This window comes from Thiomonas sp. X19 (assembly GCF_900089495.1).
Taxonomy (GTDB): Bacteria; Pseudomonadota; Gammaproteobacteria; order Burkholderiales; family Burkholderiaceae_C; genus Thiomonas_A.
Genome location: NZ_LT605203.1, coordinates 1,122,299 through 1,139,466, shown reverse-complemented (window position 1 = coordinate 1,139,466; position 17,168 = coordinate 1,122,299). Strand labels below are relative to the sequence as shown.

14 protein-coding genes are annotated in these 17,168 nt (G+C 68.9%); 5 read left to right on the top strand and 9 right to left on the bottom strand.

Annotated elements, in window-relative coordinates:
- Positions 1-31: 31 nt before the first annotated feature.
- Together THIX_RS05325 and THIX_RS05320 are read left to right on the top strand one after the other, a co-directional pair.
- Positions 32-388 carry a hypothetical protein gene (locus THIX_RS05325; RefSeq protein ID WP_233224410.1) on the top strand — a complete coding sequence of 119 codons (357 nt, stop codon included), beginning with the start codon at positions 32-34 and terminating at the stop codon, positions 386-388.
- Positions 389-469: 81 nt separating this feature from the next.
- Positions 470-1,153 (top strand): hypothetical protein, encoded by a 684-nt coding sequence (locus tag THIX_RS05320; protein ID WP_146748447.1) that lies wholly within the window; start codon positions 470-472, stop codon positions 1,151-1,153.
- Between the two features lie 169 nt (positions 1,154-1,322).
- On the opposite strand, the gene THIX_RS05315 is transcribed toward THIX_RS05320, so the two are convergent.
- The 7 genes from THIX_RS05315 to THIX_RS05285 form a co-directional block, all read right to left on the bottom strand.
- Positions 1,323-2,366, bottom strand: coding sequence for an adenosine deaminase (locus tag THIX_RS05315; RefSeq protein WP_233224715.1), 1,044 nt, complete (start codon positions 2,364-2,366; stop codon positions 1,323-1,325).
- Between the two features lie 64 nt (positions 2,367-2,430).
- Positions 2,431-3,519: a BMP family ABC transporter substrate-binding protein gene (locus THIX_RS05310; protein ID WP_112485375.1), complete on the bottom strand. Its 1,089-nt coding sequence runs from the start codon at positions 3,517-3,519 to the stop codon at positions 2,431-2,433.
- A 95-nt stretch (positions 3,520-3,614) separates the two neighbouring features.
- Positions 3,615-4,535: an ABC transporter permease gene (locus tag THIX_RS05305; RefSeq protein ID WP_112485374.1), complete on the bottom strand. Its 921-nt coding sequence runs from the start codon at positions 4,533-4,535 to the stop codon at positions 3,615-3,617.
- Positions 4,528-5,601, bottom strand: a complete 1,074-nt coding sequence (locus THIX_RS05300; RefSeq protein ID WP_112485373.1) for an ABC transporter permease — start codon at positions 5,599-5,601, stop codon at positions 4,528-4,530. Before THIX_RS05300 ends, THIX_RS05305 begins: the two co-directional genes overlap by 8 nt.
- A complete protein-coding gene (locus THIX_RS05295) occupies positions 5,588-7,285 on the bottom strand; it encodes an ABC transporter ATP-binding protein (RefSeq protein WP_112485372.1) in 1,698 nt (565 codons plus the stop codon). The genes THIX_RS05300 and THIX_RS05295 overlap by 14 nt, the downstream gene beginning before the upstream one ends.
- Before the next feature lie 14 nt (positions 7,286-7,299).
- Positions 7,300-8,712, bottom strand: a complete 1,413-nt coding sequence (gene guaD / locus THIX_RS05290; RefSeq protein WP_112485371.1) for a guanine deaminase — start codon at positions 8,710-8,712, stop codon at positions 7,300-7,302.
- 145 nt (positions 8,713-8,857) lie between these two features.
- Positions 8,858-9,790 carry a LysR family transcriptional regulator gene (locus tag THIX_RS05285; protein ID WP_112485370.1) on the bottom strand — a complete coding sequence of 311 codons (933 nt, stop codon included), beginning with the start codon at positions 9,788-9,790 and terminating at the stop codon, positions 8,858-8,860.
- A 138-nt stretch (positions 9,791-9,928) separates the two neighbouring features.
- Between THIX_RS05285 and xdhA the strand changes: the two genes are divergently transcribed.
- Genes xdhA through xdhC form a run of 3 tightly spaced genes read left to right on the top strand, consistent with a single transcriptional unit; the run spans position 9,929 to position 15,119 of the window.
- Positions 9,929-11,659, top strand: coding sequence for a xanthine dehydrogenase small subunit (xdhA, locus tag THIX_RS05280; protein WP_112485369.1), 1,731 nt, complete (start codon positions 9,929-9,931; stop codon positions 11,657-11,659).
- A gap of 9 nt (positions 11,660-11,668) precedes the next feature.
- Positions 11,669-14,221 (top strand): xanthine dehydrogenase molybdopterin binding subunit, encoded by a 2,553-nt coding sequence (gene xdhB, locus THIX_RS05275; RefSeq protein ID WP_112485368.1) that lies wholly within the window; start codon positions 11,669-11,671, stop codon positions 14,219-14,221.
- A 16-nt stretch (positions 14,222-14,237) separates the two neighbouring features.
- Positions 14,238-15,119: a xanthine dehydrogenase accessory protein XdhC gene (gene xdhC, locus THIX_RS05270; protein WP_112485367.1), complete on the top strand. Its 882-nt coding sequence runs from the start codon at positions 14,238-14,240 to the stop codon at positions 15,117-15,119.
- On the opposite strand, the gene THIX_RS05265 is transcribed toward xdhC, so the two are convergent.
- Positions 15,116-16,111: a diguanylate cyclase gene (locus tag THIX_RS05265; RefSeq protein WP_158540807.1), complete on the bottom strand. Its 996-nt coding sequence runs from the start codon at positions 16,109-16,111 to the stop codon at positions 15,116-15,118. The genes xdhC and THIX_RS05265 overlap by 4 nt on opposite strands.
- Before the next feature lie 138 nt (positions 16,112-16,249).
- Positions 16,250-17,101 carry a PA4780 family RIO1-like protein kinase gene (locus THIX_RS05260; protein ID WP_112485365.1) on the bottom strand — a complete coding sequence of 284 codons (852 nt, stop codon included), beginning with the start codon at positions 17,099-17,101 and terminating at the stop codon, positions 16,250-16,252.
- Positions 17,102-17,168 lie beyond the last annotated feature (67 nt).

Here is a 17,168-nt window from a genome sequence, read left to right as displayed (position 1 = left end):
CGTCGTCCATGCCATCGCCGGCAGCACAGCGATGCTCATCATCGCCGGCTTCTGGACTTCCACCCTGGTCTCGGAGGTGTTTCTGGACCATGCGGCTGTGGCCGCAGTCAAGCACGCCATTGTTGACGGCCTCTTCCTGCTGGTGCCGTTCATGGCCGCCGCCGGCGGCTCCGGCTTCGCGCTCGGCAAAACGCGCAAAGGATGGCTACTCGACCGGAAGAAAAAGCGCATGGCGATCATCGGCGCCAACGGCTTGCTCGTGATGATTCCAGCGGCGATTTTTCTCAACGGCAAGGCCGCAGCCGGCGAGTTCGACGCGGCGTTCTATGCCGTACAGATTGTGGAACTGACCGTCGGCGTCGTGCAACTCTCATCCTCCTGGGCATGAACTTCCGCGACGGGCTCAAGCTGGCCGGCAGGCTACGCCCGCGAGCCAACTGATAGCTGCGCTTCAAATCAGGAGAGGCTTGTGAAAAAGACCGCAAAATTGCTGCACCTCATTGGCCTCGCCATGTTTTTGGGAGGCATCCTACCGTCGATCGTCATGAACTCAGAGGGTGTGAATGAATCCGGCGTGGCGGAGCAGGGCGCCCAAACGGTTCCAATCAAGGCGCCAAGCACGGCCGTGCCTGACGGCACGGCGCGCATTGGCAACGCCGAGTGGGGCCGTTTGGGCGGGATGAGCGGGCATGGCGGATTTGTTCACACCCTCTCAGAGGTTGGGACGAGCACCGACGTGGTGCTTATCGATCATCAGCGGCTGTTTGTGTCGGCGATCACTCGGGCGCTGACGATTCCCGGCATGTGGGTTCTGATCATCGCAGGTGGCCTGACAGCGCTCGCAGGAAAGTACCGTCTTGTTGAACATCGATGGCTCATCGCCAAGCTCGTGCTGGCCACTTTGATCCTCATAAACGGCACCTTCATCCTCGCTCCGTTGGTCAGTCAAGTGACCAGCATTGCCGGGCAAAGCGCAGCGCAGGGTCAGCTTCTGCCGACTTACATGCCGCTCAAGACCCAAGAAGACCTGTATGGAATAGCCAACTTTCTCATGCTTGCGGTCGCTTTTCTTCTCGCTATTTATAAGCCGAGTTTCAGGCGCACCCAACAAGGCGCTCAGGCGGACCGGCAAGCGACGCCCGCGAATCCATGAATCGTTGCAGAACAGCATGGGGACAGCCCACGGTTTTCTGCGGCGGCCTCCAACATCGAGCGCAACGACTTGCCTGAACTGCGCGCAGTCAGGGCAGCCCGGATGGCCGATGCATCGCGCGGCATCCGCCGATTGCGCTGCGCTGCATCCGGCTACGCAATCGACGCCATCACCCCGCGTCGAGTCCCTGCGCACGCCAATGGGCGTCAAGCTTCCCGACCCAGGCTGCAATCCGGCCGGCCGGCGCGAAGCTCGCCTCCAGGCTGTTGCGCAGCAGGCGGTAGGCGTCGGCGCTGTCCAGCTCGGGATGCGCGGCGAGCAGGGCCTGGTAGTTGGCGTTGACGTAGCCGCCGAAATAGGCCGGGTCGTCGGAATTCACCATGACCTTCACCCCCGCGTGCAACAGTGCGGGCAGGTTGTGCGCCGCCATGTCGGGGAACACGCACAGCTTCACGTTCGACAGCGGGCAGACGGTGAGCGCAATGCCTTGGCCGGCCAGCCGCCGCACCAGCGCGGGGTCGTCGGCCGCATGCACGCCGTGGTCGATGCGCTCGGCGCCGAGCAGGTCGAGCGCGTCGCGCACATAGGCCGCCGGCCCCTCCTCGCCGGCGTGCGCCACCAGCCGCAGGCCCTGCGCGCGGGCCTGGGCGTAGAGCCGCGCGAATTTTTCCGGCGGATTGCCGCGCTCGGACGAGTCGAGCCCGAGGCCGATGAAGTGCTGCGCCCAGGGTTGCGCCGCCTGCAGCGTGGCGATGCCATCGTCCTCGCTCAGATGCCGCAGCAGGCAGAGGATGTAGGCCGCGCTCAGACCCAGCTGCTGCTGCGCGCGTGCGACGGCGCGCAGCAGGCCGGGCATGAACACGTCGAAGCCGACGCCGCGCGCGGTGTGGCTCTGCGGGTCGAAGAACACCTCGGCCCGCACCACGCGGTCGCTGGCTGCGCGCTGGAAGTAGGCCCAGGCCAGGTCGAAGAAATCCTGCTCGGTGCGCAGCACGTCGCAGCCGGCGTAGTACAGGTCGAGGAAGGACTGCAGGCTGTCGAAGGCGTAGGCGGCGCGCAGCTCCGCGCTGCTGCGCCAACGCAGCGTCACGCCGTTGCGCCGCGCCAGCGCGAAGGCCAGCTCGGGTTCGAGCGTGCCTTCGATGTGCACATGCAATTCGGCCTTGGGCGCGGCGCACACGGCGTCCAGCAGCGCCAGCCGCTGGCTCGCCATATCCACGTCTGCAGCTCCCATATTGGCCCCTGAACCGCGCCTCGTCCGACCCTGGCCCCGCCGCTTACTTGCCCGGCACGTGGCCTTCCACGCCCTTGACGTAGAAGTCGATGCCATGCAGGAACTTGTCGTCGGCCTTGGCTCCGGCGGCCAGGACGGTGGCGCCGTTCTGGCCGAGGATGGGGCCGCTCCAGATGCTGAAGCTGCCGTCCTTCAACCCGGCCTTGACCTGCGCGACGCGGCTGCGAATTTTTTCCGGCACCACGCTGGAGACGGACACCAGGTCGATGGCGCCATGCTCCACGCCCCACCAGATTTGCGCCGGCTTCCAACTGTTGTCGAGCACCTTGCCGGTCTCGAAAATATAGATGGGAGTCCAGTCGATGATGGCCGAGGCCAGATGCGCCTTGGGGCCGAACTTGGCCATGTCGCTGTCCCAGCCGAAGGCGTACTTGCCCAGCTTCTCGGCGGTCTGCAGCACGGCGGGGGAATCGGTGTTCTGGAACAGCACGTCGGCGCCCTGGTTGACCAGCGAGGTGGCGGCCTCGGTCTCCTTGGGCGGATCGAACCACTTGTTCACCCACACCACCTTGACCTTCACCCTGGGGTTGACCGACTGCGCTCCCAGGGTGAAGGAATCGATGTTGCGGATCACCTCGGGAATGGGCACCGAGCCGACCACGCCGAGGGTGCCGGTCCTGGTCATGCCGCCGGCGATGATGCCGGCCATGTAGGCGCCCTCGTAGGTGCGGGCGTCGTAGGTGCCGACGTTGGCCGCCGTCTTGTAGCCGGTGGCGTGCTCGAACTTGACCTTGGGGAAGTCGCGCGCCACGCGCAGCACCGATTCCATGAAGCCGAAACTGGTGGCGTAAACAAGGCCGTCGCCCTGCTGGCACAGGTCGCGCAGCACGCGCGCGGCGTCCGGGCCTTCGGGCACGTTTTCCACGAACTGGGTGCTGATGCGCGCACCAAAGTGCGCCTGCAGCGCCTGGCGCGCCTGGTCGTGGGCATAGCTCCAGCCGGCGTCGCCCACCGGGCCGACGTAGATGAAGCCCACCTTCAGCGGCGCTGCGGCCTGCGCCAGCCGCGGCAGGCCCGCAGCGCCCAGCGCCAGCGAGGCGCCCAATAAACGAATCCGATCCCTGTTCTGCATCTGCGCTCTCCGAGTGATGGTGTGACATGAACTGTATACAATTTTCGTGCCAAGGTGTGACAGGACCATGCGCCCAAAGCACTACCCGGCCCGGCTCACCCCATCGGCCGGAACACCTTGCCCAGCGACGCCGGCATGTTGATGCGGATCCAGGCGGGGTTGCGCGACATCAGCGCCAGCACCACGATGGTGGCGACATAGGGCAGCATCGACAGCAACTGCGACGGCACCTGCACGCCCGCGCCCTGGAAGTAGAACTGCAGCATGGTCACGCCGCCGAACAGGTAGGCGCCGAGCAGCACGCGGCCTGGCCGCCAGGTGGCGAAGGTGGTCAGCGCCAGCGCGATCCAGCCGCGCCCCGCCGTCATGCCCTGCACCCACATGGGCGTGTAGATCACCGACAGGTAGGCGCCTGCCACGCCGCACAGCGCGCCGCCGAACATCAGCGCCAGCAGGCGGATGCGCCGCACCGGATAGCCCAGCGCATGCGCCGATTGCGGCGATTCGCCCACCGCGCGCAGCACCAGCCCGGCGCGGGTGCGGTGCAGGAACAGGTGGATGCCCAGCGCCAGCAGCACGGTGAGATAGACCATGAGGTGGTGCGAGAACAGCGCCGGTCCGACGAAAGGCAGGTCCGACAGCAGCGGAATATGCACATGGCCGAACGGCGGCAGGTTGCGGCCCACGTAATCCAGCCCGACGAAGGCCGACAGCCCGGCGCCGAACAGGCTCAGCGCCAGCCCGGTGGCGTACTGGTTGGTGCCCAGCCACAGCACCAGCAGGCCGACCAGCGCCGCCAGCAGGCTGCCCACCACCGCGCCGGCGCCGAACGCCAGCCACTGGTTGCCGGTGGTCACGGCCACGGCGAAACCGGCGATCGCGGCCATCAGCATCATGCCCTCGGCGCCGAGGTTGACCACGCCCGACTTCTCGTTGACCAGCAGGCCCAGCGAGGCCAGTGCGAGGGGCGTGCCGGCGGACAGCGCCGAGGCCAGCAGCAGGGCGAATTCATGCATGGCGCACTCCGCTGCGCGCCAGGCGTACGCGATGGGTCACCAGGGTGTCGGCGGCCAGCAGGCAGAACAGCAGCAGGCCCTGGAACACCCCGGTCATGGCGTTGGGCAGGCCCAGGCGCGACTGCGCCAGTTCGCCGCCGATGTAGAACATGGCCATGAGCAGGCCCGAGAACACGATACCCACCGCATTGAGCCGGCCGACGAAGGCCACGATGATGGCGGCGAAACCATAGCCCTGCGACACGTGCGGCGTGAGCTGGCCGAGCGGCCCCACGGCCTCGAGCGCGCCGGCCAGGCCGCTCATGCCGCCCGACAGCAGCAGCACCGTCCACAACGATTTGCGCGCCGAGAACCCGGCGTAACGCGCCGCATCCGGCGCCTGCCCGCCGACGATGAGGCGAAAGCCCTGCAGGCTGCGGCGCATGAACAGGCTCATCGCCACCACCGCGACCATGGCGATGGCGAAGCCGATGTTCAGCCGCGTATCGGAGATGAGCTTGGGCAGCGTGGTGGACGCGGCGAACAGCGCGGTCTGCGGAAAGTTGTAGCCGTTGGGGTCCTTCCAGGGACCGTAGACCAGGTCGTCCAGCAGGTACTGGGCCACGTACACCAGCATCAGGCTGGTGAGGATTTCGTTGGCGTTGAAGCGGTCGCGCAGCACGGCGACGATGGCCGCCCACGCCATGCCGCCGAGCACGCCGGCGAGCAGGATCGGCAGCAGGATCCAGCGCGTGGTGTCGTCGCCCGCCTGCAGCGCCACCCCGCCGGCGGCAATGGCACCGAGCACGAATTGCCCCTCGGCACCGATGTTCCAGACATTGGCGCGGTAGCAGGCCGCCAGGCCCAGGCCGCAGAGAATCAGCGGCGTGGCCTTCATCCCCAGCTCGGCCAGGCCGTAGAGGTTTTTCACCGGCTCGACGAAAAACAGCGCCAGGCCAGCCAGCGGGTTTTTGCCGAGCACGGCGAACATCGCCGCGCCGAACAACACCGTGACGGCCAAAGCGACGAGCGGCGACAGCAACAACATGGCGCGCGAGGGCGCGGCGCGGGGTTCAAGCCTGAGCATGCCGGCTCCTCTGACTCGCCGCTTCGCGCTCCTCACCACGGTCCTCCCGGTCCGCAGGCAGGGGGCCAGGCGTGGCGGCGGCAACAGGCATGGCGACCGATGCGGCGTCCGCACTTCCGATTTGAGACCGCCCGGTTTCCTCCTCCCCCACCCCGTGGGGGAGGTCGGGAGGGGGAGCCGCCGCGTCCCACAGCCCGCTCATCCACTGACCGATGCGCTCGACCGTGGCCTCGGCGATGGGCAGCGCGGGCGACAGGCGCCCGCGCGCGATGACCGCGATGCGGTCCGCAATCTCGAACAATTCGTCCAGCTCCTCGGAAATCACCAGCAGCGCGCAGCCGCGGTCGCGCAGCGCCAGCAGCTCGCCGCGGATCTGCGCCGCGGCGCCCACGTCCACGCCCCAGGTCGGTTGCGCCGCCACCAGCACCTTGGGGTCGCCGGAAATCTCGCGCCCCATGATGAACTTCTGCAGATTGCCGCCTGACAGGCTCTGCGCCAGGGCCTGCGGCCCCGCCGCGCGCACGCCGAAGCGGGCGATGATGGCGCGCGCCTCGGCCGCCACCGCGGGCCAACGGATCCAGCCCGCGCGCACGCTTTGCGCGTCGGCATGGGTGAGCAGGGTATTGGCGGCGAGATCCATCGCCGGCACCGCGCCGCGTCCCAGGCGCTCCTCGGGCACCACGCGCAGGCCGGCGCGGCGGCGCTGGCCTGGCGGCATGCCGCCCACGTCCCGGCCGAACAGGCGCAGGGCATCGGCCGGGACCGGCCGGCGCGCGTCCTCGCCGGACAGCACGGCGAGCAGCTCCTGCTGGCCGTTGCCCGACACGCCGGCAATGCCCAGGATCTCGCCCGCGCGCAGTTGCAGATTCACGTTCTGCAAAGCCACGCCGTAGGGGTCGGCGGCGGGCTGGTTCACGCTCCTGAGTTCCAGCGCCACCGCGCCGGGTTGGGCCGGCTTGCGCGATGGCGGCGCGATGTCGGCGCCGATCATCAGGCGCGACAGGCTGGCGTTGCTCTCCTGCGCCGGGTCCACCTCGGCCACCACCTTGCCCGCGCGCATCACCGTGCAGTGGTGGCACAGGGCGCGAATTTCGTCGAGCTTGTGGCTGATGTAGAGAATGCTGCAGCCGGTGGCCGCCAGCTTGCGCAGGGTGTCGAACAGGCGCTGCACGGCCTGCGGCGCCAGCACCGAGGTCGGCTCGTCGAGGATGAGCAGTTGCGGCTGGGTCAGCAGGGCGCGGATGATTTCCGCGCGCTGGCGCTCGCCGACCGACAGCGTGTGCACCGGCCGCGCGGGGTCGATGTCCAGGCCGTAGCCGGCGGCCACCTCGCCGATGCGCTGCGTCACCTGCGCCAGGGTGCTGCCGGGGTCGAGCCCGAGCCAGACGTTCTCGGCCACGCTCAGGGTGTCGAACAGCGAGAAATGCTGGAACACCATGGCCACGCCCAGCGCGCGGGCCATGTGCGGGTTGCGCATGTGCACGACGTCGCCGTTGAAGCGGATGGTGCCGGCGTCGGGCTGCGCCGCGCCGAAGATGATTTTCATCAGCGTCGATTTGCCGGCGCCGTTCTCGCCCAGCACGGCATGGATCCGGCCCGGAGCCACGCGCAGGCTCACGCCGTCGTTGGCCACGACGCCAGGGTAGCGCTTGGTGATGCCTTCGAGTTCGAGTCGCCTGTCCATGGTGGGTGTCGTGTTCAGGGCGCGATAGGCTGCGGCCCGAGATGGCCGGGCGCCGCGCCGGCATGCCGGTGCGCGACCGCAGCCGAGATTCTGCATCCGCGCAGATAGACCGCCGCCACGTTGCGCTCGTCGGCCAGGCTCATCCACGCGAACAAGCGTTCATGCAAGCTGCGTGCCATGTCCTGCCGGCGCTGCTGCACGGGGCCGTCGGCCCAGCGCCAGACCACGACGTCGGCCAGCGTGCCCGCTGCGAAATGCCCAATCTCGTGCGCCAGGCCCAGGGCTTGGGCCGCACCGAGCGTGACGGCGTACAGCGCTTGCCAGGCCGGCAGGCGCTGGCCCTGCAGCGCGAGCACCTTGTAGCCGTCGGCCAGGGTGCGCAGGGCGCACAGGCTGGTGCCGCCGCCCACGTCGCTGGCCGGCGTCACGCGCACCCCTGCGGCGCGCGCCCGGCCCCAGTCGAACAGGCCGCTGCCGAGGAACAGGTTGGACGAGGGGCAGAAGGCGATCTGTGCCCCGGTTTGCGCCAGCAGCGCGCGGTCGGCGTCGTCCAGCCAGATGCCGTGGGCCAGCACGCTGCGCGCGCCGAGCAGGCCATGCGCGGCATAGACGTCGAGATAGCTGCGGCTTTCGGGAAACAGCTCGGCGACCCAGCGCACCTCGTCGCGGTTCTCGGCCACGTGGGTCTGCATGTACAGCCCGCCGTCCCGGTCGCGATAGGCGTCGAGCAGGCGCCCGGCCATGGCCAGCTGCGCCGGGCTGCTGGTGGCGGCGAAGCGCGGGGTGACGGCGTAGGCCAGGCGGTCCACGCCGTGCCAGCGCTCGATGAGGTCGACGCAGTCGCGCTCGGCCTGCTCCACGTCGTCGCGCAGGTCGTCGGGACAGTTGCGGTCCATCAGCACCTTGCCGGTGATGAGTCGCATGCCGAGGCGCTGGCCGACCTCGAACAGCGCTTCGGCACTGGTCTTGTGCACGGTGGCGTAGACCAGCGCCGAGGTGGTGCCATGCGCCAGCAGGGCATGCAGGAAGCGCTCGGCGCCGAGGCGGCTTTGCTCGGGGTCGGCGTAGCGCGCTTCGGCCGGGAAGGTGTAGCGCTCCAGCCAGTCGAGCAGGGCCGCGCCGAAGGAGGCGATGACGTCGAGCTGCGGCGCGTGCACATGCGGGTCGATGAAGCCGGGCATGATGAGACGGCCGCGCCAGTCCTGCCGCGCCCAGCTCGCGTCCGGTGGGTCGTCGGCCGGGTGCACGGCGTGCACCCGGCCGTGTTCGATCAGCAGCCAGCCGTCGGGCTCGAACTGCACCGCGTCCGCGGCATCCTCGCTCCAGCCGGGGTCGCGCAGGAAGTGCAGGATGTCGCCGCACAGCGCGAGGCGCGGGTTCGACGCATGGGGCTGGTTCGGGCGAGGAGTTGCTGCGGGAGACGACATGGCGATGGAATTCGGTGGAAGGGAATTGGGGTTATGGCACTTGTACTTCGGTGCTTCGCACGTGTGGAACGAAGTCGATCGGGGTCGCGGCAGTTCGGTTGTTGCGATGGGGTTGTCAGGGTTGAAGCCGGGGCTGGGGGCGGGCTCAGGTGGCCGTGGGCGAGCGGCTGGCCGCCTCGCGCACCTGCTCGCGCAGCCAGCGGTGCGCGGTGTCGTGATGGGCGCGGGCATGCCACAGCAGGTAGTAGGTCAGTGGCGGAAAGGGCACCGGACAAGGCAGGATGCGCACCGCCAGCCCCGCTTCGACATAGCGCTGGCAAAAGCGCCGGCCCGTGGTCAGCACCAGCAGGCTGCGCGCCACCAGACCGGGAATGAGGTTGAAAAAGGCGCAATGCACCGCGATGCGGCGTTGCAGTCCAAGATGGTGCAGATGCTGGTCGATCACGCCCTCGCCTGCGGCGCGCAGCGGCGACGGCGCCACATGCTCGGCCTGCAGGTACTGCTGCAGGTCGAGACCGCGGCGCAGCGCCGGATGCTCGGCCGCGACCAGGCAGACGATCTCATCCTCCAGCAGCGGCGCGAGATGCAGGTCTTGCGGCGGCTCCAGCCAGTTGCCCAGCACCACGTCCACCTCGCCCTCGGCCATGGCGTGGCGGTAGTCGAGCGCGGCGGAGAGCGGCAGCACGTCCACGCCGCACTGCGGGGCTTCGCGCTTGAGCGTGGCGATGAGCTGCGGCAGGAAGGCCGGGTCCATATAGTCGGCTGCGGCCAGGCGGAACAACCGCGTGCTGCGCGCCGCATCGAAGCGGCCGGCGCCTTCCACCAGGCGCTGGGCTTCGCGCAGGATGCAGGCGGTGGGCTCGATCAGGCTGGCGCCGAAAGCGGTGGGCACCATCGCGTTGCCGCTGCGCACCAGCAGCTCGTCGCCGGTGATGGCGCGCAGGCGGCGCAAGGCGCTGCTGACGGCGGGTTGGGTCGATCCCAGGCGCATGGCGGCGCGGGACACGCCGGATTCGGCAAGCACGGTATGCAGCACGCGGATGAGACGCAGGTCGACGGAGTCCAGCGGATTGTTCATGGTGCAGCCCTTTGCGGCATCAGCCGAAACGTATGTTTTGTATACAGTTCAGCATATGTCAACCCTGTCGGATCGTGGCCCAATACTTGCGGCACCCCACTTGCAACATCACCTGCGCCTTGTTGCACTGAAACGTCGATGAACACCCAACCCATCCGCTTCGTCCACCGCGGCAGCCTGGCCCAGGTGGACGGCCTGCCCGTCACCACCACCGTGCTGCAATGGCTGCGCGAACATGCCCACTGCTCCGGCACCAAGGAAGGCTGCGCCGAAGGCGATTGCGGCGCCTGCACCGTGGTGGTGGCCGAGCTGGCGCACGCGAGCTCCAAGCCGGGCAACGGCACGTCCGGCGAGACCTGCGCCAACGCCGATGCCAGGGTCGACAGCCGCGCCGTTCAGCTCGGCCCGCTGCGCCTGCGCCCGGTCAACGCCTGCATCCGCTACCTGCCCACGCTGCACGGCAAGGCCCTGCTCACGGTGGAAGACCTGCAGGCGCTGGCACCCGGCCGCGCGCTGCACCCGGTGCAGCAGGCCATGGTCGATTGTCACGGTTCGCAATGCGGCTTCTGCACGCCCGGTTTCGTCATGGCGCTCTACGCAAGCTACGAACGCCACCAGCAAACCGGCACCCGGCCCAGCCGCCAGCAACTTGCCGACGACCTCTCCGGCAACCTCTGCCGCTGCACCGGCTACCGCCCCATCCTGGATGCAGGCCTTGCCATGTTCGCGCTGCCCGCCGCCCGCCTCGACCCCGAGCCCATCGCCGCGCTGCTGCGAGGCATCGCCGCCGACACGCCCGACCCCTACATCTACGCCGCGCCACATCCAGCCTTCCCGGACTCGGAGGGCCGGCCGCGCATCGACCGCTTCATCGCCCCGCGCAGCTTGCGCGCCTTTGCCTCGCTGCGGGCGAATGCGCGTGGTGATTCGGCGCCAGCCACGGCGTCGGCGCCGAGCCGCCTCAAGGCGACGCCGCAGCCCCCTCGGCGGGCGGACGCTGCAAGCGGCCGGAGGCTCACCGTCCTTGCGGGCGCCACCGATATCGGCCTGTGGACCAACAAGCAGTTCCGCGACGTCGGCGATCTGCTCTTCATCGGCGGCGTCGCCGAACTCGCGACCATCGAGCGCGCCGGCGACACCCTGCGCATCGGCGCTGCCGTGCCGCTGGAAGATGCCTGGGCCGCGCTGGTGCGAACCTGGCCGGAGCTGCGCGAAATGGCGCTGCGCTTCGCAGGCCCCCCGGTGCGCCATGCCGGCACCCTGGGCGGCAACGTGGCGAACGGCTCGCCCATCGGCGACGGCGCCCCGGTGCTGCTGGCGCTGGACGCGGTGCTGTTGCTGCAACATGGCAACGCCACCCGCCGCCTGCCGCTGGCCGCGTTTTATCTCGACTACATGAAAAACGCGCTGCAGCCGGGCGAGTTCCTGCGCGCCATCGAGCTGCCACTGCCGACAAACGCGGATGAAGCTCAACCGCTGCAGCTTCGTGCCTACAAGCTGTCCAAACGCTACGACTGCGACATCTCCGCGCTGAGTTGCGGCGTGGCGCTACGGCTGGATGCGCAACAGCAAGTGGCCCATGTGCGCCTGGCTTTCGGCGGGATGGCGGCAGTGGTCAAACGCGCCGCCAGCGCCGAAGCCGCGCTGCTCGGCCAGCCCTGGAACGAGGCCAGCGTGCGCGCCGCGATGCAGGCGCTGGACGCCGACTTCCAACCCATCAGCGATCTGCGCGCCAGCAGCGCCCACCGCCAGCGCGTGGCGCGCAACCTGCTGTGGCGCTTCTGGCTGGAGACCCGGGCCGACGCGCCTTTGAGCCCAGCGCAAACCAGCGTCTGGGCCGGCCTGGCGCCAGCCCTGCGCGCGGTTTGAGGAGGACAGATGAACAAACCCCGCGACCCCCTGCCGGCCCCTCCCGCCACCCCGGGCTTTGCCCGCCACGGCACCCCCGCCTGGGCCGAGGCCGAGTGGCCGGCGCTGCGCGAGGGCGCCCGCGTGGGTGTGAGCCCGCCGCACGAATCGGCCCATCTGCATGTGAGCGGCCAGGCCACCTACACCGATGACACGCCCGAACTCGCCGGCACGCTGCATGCGGCGCTGGGGCTTTCGCCGCTGGCGCACGGCAGGTTGCTGGGGGTGGATGTGGACCGCATTCGCGCCCTGCCCGGCGTGGTGGCGGTGTACACGGCGAACGATGTTCCGGGCACGAACGATTGCGGCCCGGTGATGCACGACGACCCCATCCTGGCCGAAGGCGACTTGCGCTATTTCGGCCAGCCGGTGTTCCTGGTGGTGGCTGCATCGCAGGAGCTGGCGCGGCGTGCCGCGGCCCAAGCACGCGAGGTGATTCGCGCCGAGCCCCTGCCCGCCGTGCTGACGGCCCGCGAGGCGCACGCGCAAGGCCATTACGTGCTTCCTTCCATGCACTTGCGCCGCGAGGCCCGGCGCGGCGCGCTGCAACAGGCCATGACTGCAGCGCCGCACCGCCTGCGCGGCAGCTTCAGCGTGGGCGGGCAGGAACAGTTCTATCTGGAGGGCCAGGTGGCCTACGCCATGCCCACCGAGAACGCCGGCATGCGCGTGCTGTGCTCCACCCAGCACCCGAGCGAAATGCAGCATGTGGTGGCGCATATGCTGGGCTGGATGCAGCATCAGGTGCAGGTGGAATGCCGCCGCATGGGCGGGGGCTTCGGCGGCAAGGAGTCGCAGTCGGCGCAGTTCGCCTGCTGCGCGGCGCTGGCGGCGCACAAGCTGCAGCGCCCGGTGAAGCTGCGCCTGGACCGCGACGACGACTTTCTCATCACCGGCCGGCGCCACGGCTTCGACTATGACCATGAGGTGGCCTTCGACGACGCCGGGCGCATCCTCGCCTACGACGTGACCCTGATCGCCAACGCCGGGCACTCGGCCGACCTCTCGGGCGCCGTCGTCACCCGCGCCATCTGCCACGTGGACAACGCCTACTGGCTGCCCAACGTCGCCATTCACGGCCATGCGGCCAAGACCAACACCCAGAGCAACACCGCGTTTCGCGGCTTCGGCGGCCCGCAGGGCGCGCTGGTCACCGAGTTCGTGCTCGACTCCATCGCCCGCAAGCTGGGGCGCGACCCGCTGGAGGTGCGCCGCGCCAACTTCTACGGCGTCGGCCAGCGCCATGTCACGCCTTACGGCCAGGGCGTGACCGACAACGTCATCGGGCCGCTGGTGGACCAACTTGCCGCAAGCGCGAACTACGCCGCCCGCCGCGCCGCAGTGGCCACCTTCAACAGCCGCAGCCCGGTGCTGAAAAAAGGGCTGGCGCTGACGCCGGTGAAATTCGGCATTTCCTTCAACGTGCCGCATCTGAACCAGGCGGGCGCCTTGGTGCATGTCTACGCCGACGGCAGCGTGCTGGTGAACCACGGCGGCACCGAAATGGGCCAGGGCCTGAACACCAAGGTGGCGCAGGTCGTGGCGCAGGAACTGGGGGTGGACTTCGCCGCCGTGCGTTGCAGCGCGACCGACACCCACAAGGTGGCCAATACCTCGGCCACCGCTGCGTCCACCGGGGCCGACCTCAACGGCATGGCGGCGCTGGACGCCGCATCCACGCTGCGTCAGCGCCTCGCCGCGTTCGCCGCCGACCGCTACGGCGGCCGTGCCGAGCAGGTGCGCTTCAGCGGCGGCCAGGTGCATGCGGGCGCCACGACGCTGCCCTTCGCCACGCTGGTGCAACAGGCCTACCTGGCCCGCGTGCAGCTGTGGAGTGACGGCTTCTACACCACGCCCGATCTGCACTGGAATGCGCAAACCCTGACCGGCCACCCGTTCTACTACTTCGCCTACGGCGCGGCCGTGAGCGAAGTGCTGGTGGACACGCTCACCGGCGAATGGCGCCTGCTGCGCGCCGACATCCTGCACGACGCCGGCAAGTCGCTGAACCCGGCGATCGACATCGGCCAGATCGAAGGCGCCTTCATCCAGGGCATGGGGTGGTTGACGATGGAAGAACTCGTCTGGCGGCAGGAATGTGCCCCCAAACCTGCCGCTGAGGCGTCAGGCCCCACGCGGGGGTCAGGAGAACTTGGGGCGGCCCGGCGTTTTCCTGAGACTGGCTTGCTGCTCACCCACGCCCCCAGCACCTACAAGATTCCCACCGCCAACGACTGCCCGCCGCTGCTGCACACCGCGCTGTTCGACAACCCCAACGCCCAGCCCACCATCCACCGCTCCAAGGCCGTGGGTGAGCCGCCGCTGCTGCTGTCGTTTTCGGTGCTGCTGGCGATCCGCGATGCCGTCTCCGCCGTGGGCGACCACCGCGTCGACCCGCCGCTGCGCGCTCCGGCCACGCCCGAAGCCATCCTCGACGCCATCGAGGCGGTGCGCGCCGGAGTGTCGGCGACGCAGCCTTTCGAGCCGGTCGCCGGCGCCAGCACCAGCACGGCCGCCGTCTGAAGCCCGGAGCGCCCGCATGACGACGAATCCGCATGTTCCGCCGCTAGCCGTCTGCGTCGAAGTCGCGCAGGTGCGGGGTTCGGCGCCGCGCGAAGCCGGCGCGCGCCTGCTGGTGCGGGCGCACGACGCGCAAGGCAGCGTCGGCGGCGGACACCTGGAATGGCTGGCGCTGCAGCGCGCCCGCAAACTTTTGGCGCAGTGGCGGGGCGATCCGGCGCTGGCTGGCGAGCAGCAAGAAACCCACGCCCTCGGCCCCAGCCTGGGCCAGTGCTGCGGCGGCGTGGTGACGCTGCGCTACCTGCCTTGGCATGCTCCAGAGCTGCCTCGGCCGGAACCGCTGTTCCACCTGCAATTGCATGGCGCCGGGCATGTCGGCCGGGCGCTCATCAAACTGCTCGCCACCCTGCCCTGCGCGGTGCAGTGGGTGGACCTGCGCGACGCCGCATTTCCTGCGCCCGACCCCGCCGGGCACGACGGCCCGGCGCGCATCACCCGCCTCGCCGTGGACAGCCCGGAAGCCGAAGTGGCGCAAGCCCCGCCCGGCGCCTTCTACCTGGTGATGACCCACAGCCACGCGCTGGACCAGCAGATCTGCGAAGCCGTGCTGCGGCGCGGCGATGCCGGCTGGCTCGGGCTGATCGGCTCCAAAAGCAAACACGAGCGCTTCGCGCACCGCTTGCAGGCACGCGGCCTGTCGGAGGCATCCATCGCCCGCCTGGTCTGCCCCATCGGCATTGGCGGCATCAGCGGCAAGCAACCCGAAATCATCGCCCTGGCCGCGGCGGCGCAGTTGCTGCAGCTCGCGACCAGACCGCCTTCCCCAACAAGCCCCCGGGTCCCGCTGCCGGCGCACCCCACGGTCCGGGCCAATGAGGCGAGCACTCCTGCAAAGCTCTAGGCCGGCGGGGTGTACACCGCCCAGAACTGCTCGCGCTGGCTCTTGTTGTCCTTCATTGCCTGCATGGTCTGCGTGGCGTGGCGAAGCAGGCCAGCAGAATCCTGGTTGTCGTCGGGGTACAGCGTGATGCCCATGCTCAAGGGGCATTGCCACAGCAGGGTGTCGGACAGGGTGTAGGGCACGTCGAGGTCGAGCTGCAGGCGCTCGAGCAATGGGGCGATGTTGGCGATGCGCTGGATGTCCTCCAGCACGAGGGCGAAGGTGTCGGCCTCGAGCCGCACCACCAGATCGGTCTTGCGCAGGGCGCGGCGCAAGCGGCTGGCCAGCTGTTCGAGCACCAGATCGCCCAGCGCCGTGCCGTGCACCTGGTTCAGGGTGCGGAAATCATCCAGGTCGAGCACCGCGACGACGACTTTGGTGCCGTGGCGCCGGGCACGCGCCAGGGCGTTGGGCAGCAACTCGTCCAGCGCGGCGCGGTTGAGCAGCCCGGTGAGCGGGTCGCGCAGGGGACGCTGCTCCAGCTGGCGGCGCACGCTTTCCCCAGCCTGGCGATAGCCCTCCATCTGCCAGGCTTCGTCGCGACGCAGCCGCTTGTACAGGGCGGCCATCAGCGGACGGCGTTGCTGCAGCGCCAGATCGGCAGCGTAGGCCTCGAAATCGGCGGCGAAGAGCGCTGAAGCCGACATGATCCAGATGGGCTGCAGCCCCCACTGGTAATACAGGCTGCCCACCTCAACCATGCGGTGCTGCAACTCCAGGGTGTATTGCGCCTCCAGCAGCTCACGGTAATGCCGCGCCTGCATGGACACGAGCTGGCGGCATTGCTCATCGCTGAGGGAACTCAGCATGGCGTCGCGGGTCGATGGGGTCTGGATGGATGACTGAAACGATCTGGCGAAGGCTTCGGCACGCAAGGCAAGTTCCGGCGCGCAATCCGCCAGGGCCTGGGCTTCGGGCTCCGAAAGCTGCAAAAACTCCATCAGCATCTGCATGCGGTGATCTCCTTGAAGTTGGCGCCGCGCCCCGTAGCGGCTACCACTTGGCATTGTCGGCGCTGTCGGGATGTGCGCAACACCTCGTGTCTGCCCCCAGCCACATCCTCGGGCCAGGGCATGACGCCCCGGCCGCGCTCAGCCACCGGCGGTTTGCAGCCGCAGCCGGCGGGCGGATTCCTCGGCGCGGGCATCGTCGATTTCACGCAGCACCCCGGTCATATCCACGACCCCATTGACACGCTCGAAACGCCCCGTGAGCGCGGCATCGCCGTGCAGTGCGCCGCGCTCGTACAGGTCCCAGATCTCGTGGCCGTAGTCGGTATGCAGCAGCTCCGGCGCGAAGCGGCCGAAGAAATGGCGCAGGTTCTCCACGTCGCGCAGCAGCATGCGTTGGGCGTGGTTGTTGCCGGCGGCATCCACCGCCTGCGGCAGGTCGATGATGACCGGGCCGTCGGCGCTCAGCAGGATGTTGAATTCCGACAAATCGCCATGCACCACGCCCGCGTTCAGCATGCGCACCACCTCGGCCAGTAGTGTGGCGTGATGCGTGCGCGCCTCTTCGGGCGTGAACTGCACGTCGTTGAGCCGCGGTGCGGCATCGCCTTGCGCGTCGACCACCAGGTCCATCAGCAGCACGCCGTCGTGGAAGTTGTAGGGCTTGGGCACGCGCACGCCGGCAGCCGCCAGACGGTAGAGCGCGTCCACCTCGGCACTCTGCCACGCCGCTTCCTGCGCCTGGCGACCAAAACGGGTGCCCTTGGCCATGGCGCGCGCCTGGCGCGTGTTCTTCACTTTGCGGTTTTCGGTGTAGTCCACCGCCTGGCGGAAGCTGCGTTGCGTGGCCTCTTTGTAGACCTTGGCGCAGCGCGTTTCATCGCCACAGCGCACCACGTAAACCGTGGCTTCCTTGCCGCTCATCAACTGCCGCGCCACGGTGTCGATCAGGCCTTCTTCAATGAGTGCTTGCAGTCTTGCGGGTGGTTTCATCGACGCCATTTTGCGCTCTCGCCCGTCAGGGCATCGCCATGCGCTGCGGTCCCCTTACACTTTCCGC

Bases quoted from the DNA above. Each gene is read 5' to 3' on its own strand.
- THIX_RS05325 (WP_233224410.1), top strand. From the start codon at position 32: ATGCTCATCATCGCCGGCTTCTGGACTTCCACCCTGGTCTCGGAGGTG.
- THIX_RS05315 (WP_233224715.1), bottom strand. From the start codon at position 2,366: ATGGCGAGCCAGCGGCTGGCGCTGCTGGACGCCGTGTGCGCCGCGCCC.
- THIX_RS05310 (WP_112485375.1), bottom strand. From the start codon at position 3,519: ATGCAGAACAGGGATCGGATTCGTTTATTGGGCGCCTCGCTGGCGCTG.
- THIX_RS05305 (WP_112485374.1), bottom strand. From the start codon at position 4,535: ATGCATGAATTCGCCCTGCTGCTGGCCTCGGCGCTGTCCGCCGGCACG.
- THIX_RS05300 (WP_112485373.1), bottom strand. From the start codon at position 5,601: ATGCTCAGGCTTGAACCCCGCGCCGCGCCCTCGCGCGCCATGTTGTTG.
- THIX_RS05295 (WP_112485372.1), bottom strand. From the start codon at position 7,285: ATGGACAGGCGACTCGAACTCGAAGGCATCACCAAGCGCTACCCTGGC.
- guaD (WP_112485371.1), bottom strand. From the start codon at position 8,712: ATGTCGTCTCCCGCAGCAACTCCTCGCCCGAACCAGCCCCATGCGTCG.
- THIX_RS05285 (WP_112485370.1), bottom strand. From the start codon at position 9,790: ATGAACAATCCGCTGGACTCCGTCGACCTGCGTCTCATCCGCGTGCTG.
- xdhA (WP_112485369.1), top strand. From the start codon at position 9,929: ATGAACACCCAACCCATCCGCTTCGTCCACCGCGGCAGCCTGGCCCAG.
- xdhB (WP_112485368.1), top strand. From the start codon at position 11,669: ATGAACAAACCCCGCGACCCCCTGCCGGCCCCTCCCGCCACCCCGGGC.
- xdhC (WP_112485367.1), top strand. From the start codon at position 14,238: ATGACGACGAATCCGCATGTTCCGCCGCTAGCCGTCTGCGTCGAAGTC.
- THIX_RS05265 (WP_158540807.1), bottom strand. From the start codon at position 16,111: ATGCAGATGCTGATGGAGTTTTTGCAGCTTTCGGAGCCCGAAGCCCAG.
- THIX_RS05260 (WP_112485365.1), bottom strand. From the start codon at position 17,101: ATGAAACCACCCGCAAGACTGCAAGCACTCATTGAAGAAGGCCTGATC.